Annotated in this window: 12 protein-coding genes, 1 tRNA gene and 1 pseudogene; 5 read left to right on the forward strand and 9 right to left on the reverse strand. The window is 65.4% G+C overall.

Features of this window, described 5'->3' with window-relative positions; genetic code table 11:
* The first annotated feature begins 48 nt into the window (after positions 1-48).
* The 3 genes from ACNA7R_RS07735 to ACNA7R_RS07745 all read left to right on the forward strand — a co-directional run bounded on the left by ACNA7R_RS07735 (position 49) and on the right by ACNA7R_RS07745 (position 2,965).
* Entirely contained in the window at positions 49-1,296 is a 1,248-nt protein-coding gene (locus ACNA7R_RS07735) for a sulfite oxidase (protein ID WP_416282992.1), read from the forward strand.
* Positions 1,297-1,399: 103 nt separating this feature from the next.
* Positions 1,400-2,329, forward strand: coding sequence for a replication factor A (locus tag ACNA7R_RS07740; RefSeq protein ID WP_416282993.1), 930 nt, complete (start codon positions 1,400-1,402; stop codon positions 2,327-2,329).
* On the forward strand, positions 2,330-2,965 hold the full coding sequence (locus ACNA7R_RS07745; RefSeq protein WP_278290144.1) for an RPA family protein: 636 nt from the start codon (positions 2,330-2,332) through the stop codon (positions 2,963-2,965).
* A gap of 24 nt (positions 2,966-2,989) precedes the next feature.
* On the opposite strand, the gene ACNA7R_RS07750 is transcribed toward ACNA7R_RS07745, so the two are convergent.
* Together ACNA7R_RS07750 and ACNA7R_RS07755 are read right to left on the reverse strand one after the other, a co-directional pair.
* Positions 2,990-3,613 (reverse strand): alpha/beta hydrolase, encoded by a 624-nt coding sequence (locus ACNA7R_RS07750; RefSeq protein ID WP_416282994.1) that lies wholly within the window; start codon positions 3,611-3,613, stop codon positions 2,990-2,992.
* A gap of 32 nt (positions 3,614-3,645) precedes the next feature.
* Positions 3,646-4,632, reverse strand: coding sequence for a VOC family protein (locus tag ACNA7R_RS07755; protein ID WP_416282995.1), 987 nt, complete (start codon positions 4,630-4,632; stop codon positions 3,646-3,648).
* A gap of 135 nt (positions 4,633-4,767) precedes the next feature.
* Here ACNA7R_RS07755 and ACNA7R_RS07760 point away from each other — a divergent pair, with 135 nt between their 5' ends.
* Positions 4,768-5,169 (forward strand): ribbon-helix-helix protein, CopG family, encoded by a 402-nt coding sequence (locus tag ACNA7R_RS07760; RefSeq protein ID WP_416282996.1) that lies wholly within the window; start codon positions 4,768-4,770, stop codon positions 5,167-5,169.
* On the opposite strand, the gene ACNA7R_RS07765 is transcribed toward ACNA7R_RS07760, so the two are convergent.
* Positions 5,170-5,625, reverse strand: coding sequence for a DUF5814 domain-containing protein (locus ACNA7R_RS07765; protein ID WP_416282997.1), 456 nt, complete (start codon positions 5,623-5,625; stop codon positions 5,170-5,172).
* Between the two features lie 432 nt (positions 5,626-6,057).
* On the opposite strand from ACNA7R_RS07765, the gene ACNA7R_RS07770 reads away from it, so the two are divergent.
* Positions 6,058-6,129, forward strand: a tRNA-His gene (locus tag ACNA7R_RS07770).
* 442 nt (positions 6,130-6,571) lie between these two features.
* Here ACNA7R_RS07770 and ACNA7R_RS07775 read toward each other — a convergent pair.
* The 6 genes and pseudogenes from ACNA7R_RS07775 to ACNA7R_RS07800 all read right to left on the reverse strand — a co-directional run.
* Positions 6,572-6,910, reverse strand: coding sequence for a cupin domain-containing protein (locus ACNA7R_RS07775; RefSeq protein ID WP_416282998.1), 339 nt, complete (start codon positions 6,908-6,910; stop codon positions 6,572-6,574).
* 42 nt (positions 6,911-6,952) lie between these two features.
* The gene (locus tag ACNA7R_RS07780; protein WP_416282999.1) at positions 6,953-7,801 is read right to left on the reverse strand and encodes an aldo/keto reductase; all 849 of its coding nucleotides are present in this window, start codon (positions 7,799-7,801) and stop codon (positions 6,953-6,955) included.
* A gap of 173 nt (positions 7,802-7,974) precedes the next feature.
* Positions 7,975-8,367, reverse strand: coding sequence for a cupin domain-containing protein (locus ACNA7R_RS07785; protein ID WP_416283000.1), 393 nt, complete (start codon positions 8,365-8,367; stop codon positions 7,975-7,977).
* Between the two features lie 60 nt (positions 8,368-8,427).
* Positions 8,428-8,817 carry a hypothetical protein gene (locus tag ACNA7R_RS07790; RefSeq protein WP_416283001.1) on the reverse strand — a complete coding sequence of 130 codons (390 nt, stop codon included), beginning with the start codon at positions 8,815-8,817 and terminating at the stop codon, positions 8,428-8,430.
* Between the two features lie 175 nt (positions 8,818-8,992).
* Complete coding sequence (locus ACNA7R_RS07795; protein WP_416283002.1) at positions 8,993-9,763, reverse strand: methyltransferase domain-containing protein; 771 nt, start codon at positions 9,761-9,763, stop codon at positions 8,993-8,995.
* Between the two features lie 447 nt (positions 9,764-10,210).
* Positions 10,211-10,470, reverse strand: a pseudogene (locus tag ACNA7R_RS07800) (MarR family transcriptional regulator); the annotation flags it as partial.

Consider the following 10,470-nt stretch of genomic DNA (forward strand, 5'->3'; position numbering starts at 1 on the left):
GTCCGAATCAGGGGGAACCGTTTTTTCGATTCGTGTTTCACGAACACTATGGGCACGGAACAGTCTCGAGCGAGCCGTCACGACGAGATCGAGGCGATCCTCGAGCGAAAGGGTGGCGTCGAGGAGGCCCGCGACGACGCCGACAAGTACACCGTCGTCGGGGCAGCCGACAGGAAGACGTACGCGAACTGGCTGACGCCGATCGAGGAACACTTCGTCTGCCACCGAAACGATATCCCGGACACCGACGGGGACGGCGAGTGGACGATATCGCTGACGGGCTATCTCGAGGACGCGTACTCGGTCGCCGAGATCCGCGAGGAGTTCCCGACTGTCGCGGTCGCACACACGATGGAGTGTGCGGGCAACGGCCGCGGCCAGCACCGCCCGGAGACCGGCAGCGTCCAGTGGGGGTACGAGGCCGCCGGCACCGCGGTCTGGTCGGGAACGCCTGTGAGTTCCGTACTGCGCGGGGAACTCGAGGACGTCCCCGACGACGCCTGGCTCACGGCGATTGGCGGGGATCCCTCCGACGGCGAGGACGTCTTCGCGCGGTCGATCCCGCTCTCGAAGGCGGTCGACGACTGCATCCTAGCCTACGAGATGAACGGGCAGGTGCTCCCTCGCGAACACGGCTTCCCCGTTCGGCTGATCGTCCCCGGCTGGTACGGCGTCAACAGCGTCAAGTGGCTCGACGAGCTCCGCCTGATGGACGGGATGGTCACCGACGAGTCGCTGGATCGGCCCGGCGACCACGCCTACTGGCAGCAGGAGGCCTACCGAATCCACCCGGACGGCGTCGAACCCGAGGTCAACGAAACCGTCGAGCGCGTCGACACCTGGGACCAGCTCGAGGACGGCGAGCCCGACCACCCATACGCGTTCGACCAGACGGTGATGTCGGTCATCGGCGAACCCGACGGCGAGTCGCCCGTCACCGTCCCCGAGGACGGAACGGTCGAGATCACGGGCGTCGCGTGGGCCGGCGACGACGACGTCGCGAGCGTCGAGGTGTCGACCGACGGCGGCGACAGCTGGGCCGAAGCGGAGCTGTTCGGCCCCGACTACGCGGGCGCGTGGCGGCTGTTCCGGTACGACTGGGAAGCGACGCCCGGCGAGTACGTGCTGGCCTCCCGCGCGACCGACGAGTGGGGGCGACGCCAGCCGATGCGGATCTCGAACCCCGACGCCTGGCGCGACGCCCTCGCGGACGACGAGTTCCCCTGGAACGAGGGCGGGTACGCCGCCAACGCCGTGTTGCCCAACGCCCTCGAGCTCGAGGTTCAATCGCCGTAATCGCCCGACTGGAACACTTTCGCTCCGGTGCCGGCAGTTTAAATACGATCGGGAGCGAACGTCGGTATGCCTCCCAGTGAAACCGAAGAGGAGGCGTGACACAATGAGCGACGTACGACAGCACGCGGACGACATACACGACCAGTTTTCGGACCACATCGACGTCTCGGTCGACGACGTCGAGGATCGACTGACGACGCTCGTCGACGAGTACAAGGTGCCGATCGACGAAGCGCGCCGGAGCGTCACCAACCACTACCTCGAGGAGGCCGGCTTGGAACGCGAGGACCTCGCGGGCGGCTCGAGCGAGGCCGCAAATATCGAGGACGTCGACGAGCCCGAGCAGTGGATCGACATCACGGCCAAAGTCATCGAGCTGTGGGAGCCCCGCAGCGACTCGGTCGCCCAGGTCGGCCTGCTCGGCGACCCGACGGGGACGATCAAGTTCACCAAGTGGGCCAAATCCGAACTCCCGACCCTCGACGAGGGCGGCGTCTACGAACTACGTAACGTCGTCACCGACGAGTACGAGGGACGGTACTCGGTCAAACTCAACAGCACGACCGTCGTCGAAGAGCTCGACGAGGAGCTCGAGGTCGGCGACGACACGAGCGAGATCGAAGGCGCGCTCGTCGACATGCAAAGCGGCAGCGGGCTGATCAAGCGCTGCCCGAAGGAGGACTGCACCCGCGTCCTCCAGAACGGCCGCTGTAACGAACACGGCGAGGTCGAAGGCGAGTTCGATCTGCGCATCAAGGCCGTCGTCGACGACGGGCTCGACGCCCACGAGGTCATCTTCGACAAGGACGCCACCGAGAACCTGACTGGGATCAGCCTCGAGGAGGCCAAGGACATGGCGATGGACGCGCTCGACACGACCGTCGTCGCCGACGAGATTCGCGACCTGGTCGTCGGCACCTACTACCGGATCGAGGGGCCGACGTTCGGTCGCTACGTCCTGGCCGACGACGTCGAGGAACTCGACGGGCCCGCCGATGCCGAACAGCTGCTGATCAAAGCGAGGTCGATGTAAATGTCTCAGGCAGAACTCACCCGCGAAGTCGCGCGTCGCGTCTTCGCCTCCGAATTCAACGACTCGACGTACACGTTCAAGGAAAGCGACGACGAGCGCGCCCCCAACTACGCCCTGCTTCCGACGGGCGACCGGGCGAACCGCGTGTTCGCCGTCGGGACGCTGACCGAGACCGAGGACGTCGGCGAGGACAGCGAGTACTGGCGCGGCCGCGTCGTCGACCCGACAGGGACGTTCTTCGTCTACGCCGGCCAGTACCAGCCCGAGGCCGCCTCCGTCCTTCGGGACACGGAGCCGCCGGCGTACGTCTCGGTCGTCGGCAAACCCCGGACGTACGAGACCGAGGACGGCACGGTCAACGTCTCGGTTCGCCCCGAGACCATCTCGATCGTCGACGAGGCGACCCGCGACCGCTGGGTCGTCGAGACCGCCGAACGAACCCTCGACCGCATCGAGGAGTTCGAGGCCTGGCAGGACGAGCAGGAAGCGCCCGAGAGCGGCTCGACCGCCCCGACCAACGAGTACGCCCAGATGGCCCGCGAGCGCTACGACTCGCCCGTCGAGAACTACCGCCGCGACGTGATCCAGGCCCTGGAGAGCCTCGAGAACGTCGAGGACGCCGAAGCGACGGCCTGATCGGTCCGTAACCGGCTTCGATTTTTACGACGACAGCGACTCCAGCAGCGCGCCGATCGCCTCGAACTCGTCGTCGGTAACCTCGTGTCCCACTCCGGGGTAGCGCCGTTCGGTGACCTCGGCCCCGGCGTCCTCGAGCGCACGTCCCGTTTCGGCGACGCGCTCGAGGTCGATGCGGGAATCGTCCGCGCCGTAGCCGACGAACGCGGGCGCTCCCTCGAGTTTGCCCCGTACCGAACGGTCGTCCTCCGGACCGCCCGGCATTCCGCCCGAGAGGAGGAACACGCCGCCGTACCGCCCCGGCTGCCGACGAACGAACTCCGCGACGACCGAGGCTCCCTGGGAGAACCCGACGAGCACCGTCCGCTCAGCGGGGATTCCGATATCGCAAGCCGACTCGAGCGCGGCGCCGACCGACTCGACGCTCGAGGACAGCGCCGGCTCGTTCGCCGCTCGCGGTGCGGTCGCCGACCGCGGGTACCAGCTGCCCCGGTGGGCCTGCGGCGCGAGGAAGGCGACGCCGTGGCGGTAGATCGGCTCGAGCAGGTTCACCATTCCCTGTGCCGTCGCGCCGCGGCCGTGGCAGGCGACGACGGCGACATCGGCCGCTGCGGCCGGTGCTCCCGCGGTAACCAGCGGTTGCTCCACGTGCGGATTCTACTCGTGGGAGTTCGAGTCCGTCATCGGTCGCTCGAGTCGCTTCCGTTCGGTTCCGGTCGGGGTCCCGTCAGCTCCGGCAGCTGGCTCTCGATCAGCTCGCGGTCCGGCTCGAACCACTCGGGCAGGTACAGCGACGGCTCCGAGGGAAAATCCTCGACGGCGACGCCGTCGGTCTCCGTCGCCAGCTCGAACAGGATCCCGCCCGGTTCGCGGACGTACAGCGAGTGAAAGAGGTGTCTGTCCTTCACCCGAGAGACGTCGTGGTTCCGGTCGGCGAAGAGCTCTCGCCACTCGTGCAGATCCTCCTCGCTCGAGACGCGAACCGCGACGTGGTGGATCGTCCCCGGTCCCTCCCGGCCGAACGGAGCGTCTCGAGCGAGCACGTCGACGACGGTCGCTCGCGACCCCGGCGCCCGGTAGCGCACGCGGTCGCCCTCCTCGCCGACGGCGTCGAAGCCGAGCGTCTCGAGCGTCCCCGCAGTCGCGTAGGGGTTGACCGACAGCAGCGAGACGCCGTGGAGTTCCCGGATCGCAGCAGCGCGGGGAATCGTCGGCTCGAGTCGCGAGGACTCGTCGGTCGGCTCCACCGCTTCTCGCCCGTCGCCGTCGGGGGTCGCGACTAGCTCGAGACGCGTTCCCGACGGATCCCGGAACTCGAGGACTCGCTCGCCGAACCGTTCGGACGGCCCCTCGACCGCGACGTCGTAGCTCTCGAGTCGCGCTCGCCAGTACTCGAGGGCGCCGTCGGGAACGGCGAACGCGACCGAGGCGACCTGGGGCGTCCCGATCCGGCCCGGATCGGCGTGGGGGTCGGGGAAGCAGGTAAATACCGTTCCCGGCGAGCCCCGCTCGTCGCCGAAGTAGAGGTGGTGTTGGAGGACGTCCTCGAAGTTCACCGTCAGCGCCGCGAGTTCCAGTCCGAGCACCCCGGCGTAGAAGTCGATCGCCGCCTGTCCGTCGCCGACGATTCCGGTCACGTGGTGGAGCCCGGGCGTGTCGGTGAGCATCGCTCGAGGGTTCGGGGGCGGCGCTGATAGCCCTCTCGATCGTTCGCCCCTGCGTCAGCGGTGCGTCGGCAGCACCGGCGAACGGATCGCTCGTCTGACGAATCGTTAAGTATCGCGGCCGATGAGTACGAAGCGATGGGCAACAAGAACAAGACGATCTCGTTTCGCGTGAGCGAAGACGCCTTCGAGTCGCTCCAGGAGATCGCCGAGGAGCGCGACATCTCGTTGTCCGCCGTCTTCCGTGACTACGTCGACCAGCTCGTCGACCACGACGGCCAGGTCGCCGTCGTCCCCGAGGCCGACCTCGAGGAACGCGGTGGGGGGGACGAGGACCTCGCCTTTCCCCCGACCGTCGAGGTGCCCAAGAGCTTCATCCGCGAACACGAACGCCTCGAGCTCGAGGCCGACCACCTGCGCGAACAGTTAGACGAGTACAAGTCCTACGTCACCGAGCTGCAGGACCGCCTCGAGGACGAGGACGAAGTGCTTCTATTGGACGACCTGGACGACGCCGACGAACCGTCGCAGCTGCGCTGACTACCTCGCGAGATCCCGCTTCGCTCGCCTGATCTCCTCTCGGGTCTCCCGTGTCCCCTCGACCTCGGCGAGCCCCTCGGCGGCCTCGAGCGTGCGGACGCCACTGTCCAGAAAGGAGAGTACGTCGCCGGAGTAGGCGTAGACCATGTAGTCGTCGGTCATCACGTCGACGATGGCGTCGGGACCCAGCCCCTGGGCGCGAAGCTCGAGCAGGTACCTGATGAACTTCCGCTCGGGGCAGCCACAGTAGGGGTTGTTGTCGCAGTCACAATCGAGGAAGTCACTCGAGAAGTCGAGCACCCGCTCCTGGGTCGCCTCGTCGAGTTTCTCGAGGCCCTCGCCCTGGAAGAGGATATCCAGCGTCGCACCCTTGAACGCCCCCTTCGGGATGTTCGTCTCGAGCTGGGAGGCGAGCTGGCGGTGGTTCTTGACGTAGATCTTGTCGGTGATAGCCACGGCGTTGCTCGAGGTAGGGGCGGTCGGCCGAAAAGCGTCTCGGTTGCGCGGTTCGAAGCGAGCGCGGTTCGGAACGAGCGCGGTTCGGAACGAGCGCGGTTCGGAACGAGCGCGGTTCGGAACGAACAAAGTGAGTGAGAACCGCGGATGCGAGCGGGGAGGGACGACCCGTGAGCGAGCGTAGCGAGCGAGAACCGCGAACAGCGAGTAGCGCGGGACCAACGGTCCCGCGGACCGTGCGAGCGGGCGCTTGGCGCCCGCGAGCAGACGGGGAACGTAAGTGACCCGCGAGCGTGCGCGGGAGAACGAAGACGAAGCCGAACCGTAATCGGAAGCGTGGCGGCGAAAACGCACGACACGGAGTCGCACGCTCCCGTCCTCGAGTCGTAACGTATTTCAGGCCAACCGCGTGTAGGAATAGGTGTAAGCGTGTCCGGGTTGGGGTAGTGGTTATCCTTCAGCCTTGTGGAGGCTGAGACGCGGGTTCGATTCTCGCACCCGGACTTTTTCACGACGACCGAAGCGAGGAGTGGAAAAGCCGGAAGGCGAGATCGAACCAGGGAGTGGAGCGAACGCAGTGAGCGAAACGACCGTGGTTCGATTCTCACACCCGAATTTTCTGGTGACGAACTGAACGAGAACTAAACGAATCCTTGGAGCTTCGATCGAAGCCGACGCCTCCCTCGAGGGCAGCGGAAAACCACTGCTGACCTCATGCTTCCGGGAGAATGTCGTTCGCTCTCTACCCGATCCGAACACAGGGGATCGCCACGCCCTCCCCAGCCGAGTGGTTCGTTCGCGGGTCTTCGACCGCTCACTCACTCCTCCCTCGCGCGGTTTCGAACTGCAGTTCGCCGTCGGCTCACTGCAGTTCAGCACGCGCCACCGCGACCGTTCCGACAAGCAAAACGGAACCTCGTTCCCGAAACGGCGGCCGTTTCAGACGTTACAGCGGCGCGCCGGCCAGCACGAGCGTCGCCCGCTCGTCCCCGCCGTTGTGGATCTGGCGCGTTTCCTCGGGATCGAGGCGAATCGCGTCGCCGCCCTCGAGCGACACCGTTTCGCCGTCTACCTCGACATCGACGCGACCTTCGACGACGTAGTACACCTCTTCCTGGCCGGTCTCGATCTCGTCGTGTTCCTTGCCCTCGACGCCGGGCTCGAGCTCGAGCACCGTCAGGCCGAGCTCGTCGGTTCCGAGCGCCTCTTTCAGGAACCACATCCCGCCAGCGTTCTCGGGGATGATCGATTCGACGTCGCTCCGCGAGGCGGTATCGTAGCCCATACCCGAACCGTCTCGAGAAGCGACCAAAAGGATGCCGGCGGCTCAGTTCTCGAGGTCGGTAATCCGGGCGACCTCGTCGTCGGACAGCGAGAGCTGCGACGCCGCGAGGTTCGACTCGAGGTGGTCGGGATCGGAGGTGCCCGGGATCGGGAGGATCACGTCGGATCGCTCGAGCAGCCACGCCAGCGCGACCTGGCGCCGGGTCGCGTCGTGGTCCTCGGCGATCTCGTCGAGGGTCTCGCCGTGGCTCTCGAGGTCGTCGCCGTTGATCGGCGCCCACGGGATGAAGCCGATGTCGTACTCCTCGCAGGCCTCGAGGACGTCTGCCTCCGAGCGGTCGCCGACGTTGTACCGGTTCTGGACCGTCGCGACGTCGACGTGCTCGCGGGCCGTCTCGAGCTGGTCGACCGAGACGTTGCTCACCCCGACCTGCTCGACGAGCCCCTCGTCTTGCAGTTCGGCGAACGCCTGGACAGAGTCCTCGAACGGCGTGTCGGGGTCGGGACGGTGGAACTGGTAGAGGTCGATGGTGTCGGTTCGGAGCCGATCGAGCGAACACAGCACCTGATTGCGGATGAAGTCGGGGTCCCCGTGTGGGAGCCACTCGCCCTCACGGTTGCGAAGCAGGCCCGCCTTCGAGGCGACCAGTACGTCGTCGGAATCGTCGAGTGCCTCGCCGATGAGGCGCTCGCTGACGCCCGGACCGTAGGAGTCTGCGGTGTCGATGAAGTCGACGCCCCGATCGACGGCGGTTCGAACCAGTTCGCGCGCAGCCGCCTCGTCGTCGGGCGGGCCGATGATCTCCTCGCCGCAGAGGCGCATCGCGCCGAATCCGAGCCGGTGGACGGTTTTCGAGCCGATCTCGAACGTCTCGCTTTCGTTTTCGGTCACAGATAACCTACTGCAACGGACCCGTTAATTGTTGACCGTTCGTTTGCCGGTCGAAATGGGACGATTCAACCGTCACAATTCGATAATTTCGGTTCTCACGCCGCCCGGACCGGACACAGTTGATTACTTCGGTTGGCCAGCGCGAGTTCGCAACCGATCACACTGCGAGTCGACTATAGTTCGGGAAACTCCCGCTGATACTCCGTGCCCTCGAGCCGGTCCTCTCGAAGCGGCCAGAAGGCGAGCAGCGTCGCCGTCTCCCCCTCGAGCGCCCGTGACGTGTGGGGCACCTCGGGCGGGATCGCCAGCGTATCGTAGGGCTCGAGTTCGATTCGCTCGCCGTCGACGAGGAAGTCGAGCCGGCCTTCGACGAGCATATTCAGCTGCTCGTAGGGGTGGGTGTGTGGCTCGCCGTCGGGCTTCTCGGGGCCGATCTGCGAGAAGCCGATCAGCTGGTCGATGCCGCGAAAGACCACCTGCTGGAAGCCGGGCTCGTCGCGGTAGGGTTCGACGCTCTCGAGGTCGTAGACGGCCGGAATCTCGGACCGATCGTAGTCGCGTGGCATAGGGGTGCGTCTCGGCTAGCCGAAAATAAACGTGTGCGTTTCCCTGCGCGCCGTCGAGAACTAGAACTCCTCGGCAGTATCGATGCCGACGACGACGCCACGGTCGTCGTCCTCGAATCGTTCGTCGACGTCGACGGCGTCGGCGAACATGAGCCGAGCCTGTTCGGTGTGAGCAAATTCGACCGCGTCGGCGACCGCGTCGTCGAACTCGAACTCGTCGAACAGGTCGTCCCACACCCGCTCTGGAACGCGATACGCTCGCGTTCCGTCGACGGTCGCGTAGTCGTACTCCCGCTCGAACTCGGCGTGACGGCCGATCAGCTCGGAGTGAACGACGACGAGTGCATCCTCGAGCGCACCCGCGTCGGCGTCGAACCGGTCGGTCGTTCGCTCGAGGACGTCGGCACCGATATCCGCTTCGCCCGTCCCGGACGGTTGGTTGTCGGACATAGATCACCGGAGGAGGGCCGGGTGTAACGGATTTGGGCTTGCGACCGACCCACTCTCGGAGAGAATCGATCCGTAACGTGCTCGCCCACCGTACTCGTCGGGCTCGTCGCCATCGTTCCCGCCGTCGTCGAGCGAAGATCACTCGAGGAGATCAGTTTCGTCGGTCAGTTTCCGACTAGCGTTTGCGAGCACTCAGCGAGATGCTTTTCACACCGTACTTCCGACACGCGTTCGTCGCCTGGTCGGAGAGGAACTCGTATTCGGTGTTCTCCCGAACCTCCTCGAGGTCGAATCCGGCGGCTTCGACGAGCGACGTGTAGCTGTCGACCTGTTCGGCGCCACCGATACAGGCCGCCCAGAGGTCCGCATCGGTCTTGATGCTCTCGGGCATCTGCCGCTCACTGATGATATCCGAGAGGGCGAGGCGCCCACCCGGTCGCAGCACTCGGTGAGCCTCCTCGAACACCCGGTCTTTCTTCGCCGAGAGATTGATCACGCCGTTCGATATCGCGGCGTCGAACGATTCGTCGTCGAACGGCAGGCTCTCGATGTAACCCCGCCGGAAGCTGACGTTGTGGAAGCCGTTATCCGCAGCGAGGGCGTTGGATTTCTCGACCTGCGCGGGCGTCATGTCTACGCCCACAACCGATCCGGTCTCCGTGACGTGCATCGCGGCATAGAAGGCGTCCATTCCGGAGCCGCTGCCGAGATCGAGCACGTCCTCGCGCGGCTCGAGATCCGCCATCTCGAAGTAGTACCCGACGCCCGCGAACGAATCGATCGCCTCGTCGGGGACGTAGGTGAGGATGTCCGGCTCGTAGCCGAGGCGTTCGGCGAGGTCGCGCCCCGTCTCGAAGTGAAACTCCCCGCCGGACGACTCGGCGACGTCCTGGTACATCGACTTGACCTCCCGTTCGAGTTTGTTGGTATCGAGTGATTTGCTCATTGTGACTCTCCGGTTAGTCGCCGCCCGTCACCTCGGCGGGTGTGTTGACGATCATCTCGACGTCCTGATCGATCGAGACGAGTGTTTCGAGGGCTGCCCCGCGAGTGACTTGCAGATCGGTTATCATGGTTTTACCACGTCCCCGTTAGAGACGCTACGAAGCGGAGGCTGTTGTAGCTATGTCGTGCCGCTTCGGCAGGTACTGCCGTTCCTGCGGTCTCTGGAAACGAGTCAACCGCTGCCCGTTCGACGATTGAGCTCGTCCTGCGCCTGAAGACGCGGGAATCAACCGTTCGAGTACCCGACGAAAGCAGGTCGTAGGCCCGCAGCAATCCAACTATCGAGCGAACGGGTCGCTCGCGGGGGAGCGGTGCTACGAAAGGTGCCTTCGCCGTTCGGCACGAGAATACGGCCGATCACGAATTCGAACCCGAACTGTCGGTACGATCATCCCTCCACGAGCTGTCTGGGTTTGATCGGTCGAGCGTCGGATCGATACGAGTCGTAGACCGAGTTCGCCCAGTTGCGGACCGTCGGCACGTCGGTATCGACCACCGCCTGGACGATTCCACTCTCCTGCTCGTAACAGCTGATGACGACCCGGTCGTCGAGCAGACCGATTCCGTAGGAGGGGAGTTCGTCGTGCTCTAGAACCGTGAAATTTTCCTGCTTCAGCATCTCCGAACTGCGCTCCGGGTACGTCGATA

Source organism: Natronococcus sp., assembly GCF_047921035.1.
Lineage (GTDB): Archaea > Halobacteriota > Halobacteria > Halobacteriales > Natrialbaceae > Natronococcus.

Excerpts from the sequence above, each read along its gene's own strand:
- ACNA7R_RS07790 (WP_416283001.1), bottom strand. The coding sequence starts at position 8,817 with ATGTCCGACAACCAACCGTCCGGGACGGGCGAAGCGGATATCGGTGCC.
- ACNA7R_RS07735 (WP_416282992.1), top strand. The coding sequence starts at position 49 with ATGGGCACGGAACAGTCTCGAGCGAGCCGTCACGACGAGATCGAGGCG.
- ACNA7R_RS07760 (WP_416282996.1), top strand. The coding sequence starts at position 4,768 with ATGGGCAACAAGAACAAGACGATCTCGTTTCGCGTGAGCGAAGACGCC.
- ACNA7R_RS07795 (WP_416283002.1), bottom strand. The coding sequence starts at position 9,763 with ATGAGCAAATCACTCGATACCAACAAACTCGAACGGGAGGTCAAGTCG.
- ACNA7R_RS07740 (WP_416282993.1), top strand. The coding sequence starts at position 1,400 with ATGAGCGACGTACGACAGCACGCGGACGACATACACGACCAGTTTTCG.
- ACNA7R_RS07745 (WP_278290144.1), top strand. The coding sequence starts at position 2,330 with ATGTCTCAGGCAGAACTCACCCGCGAAGTCGCGCGTCGCGTCTTCGCC.
- ACNA7R_RS07755 (WP_416282995.1), bottom strand. The coding sequence starts at position 4,632 with ATGCTCACCGACACGCCCGGGCTCCACCACGTGACCGGAATCGTCGGC.
- ACNA7R_RS07785 (WP_416283000.1), bottom strand. The coding sequence starts at position 8,367 with ATGCCACGCGACTACGATCGGTCCGAGATTCCGGCCGTCTACGACCTC.
- ACNA7R_RS07775 (WP_416282998.1), bottom strand. The coding sequence starts at position 6,910 with ATGGGCTACGATACCGCCTCGCGGAGCGACGTCGAATCGATCATCCCC.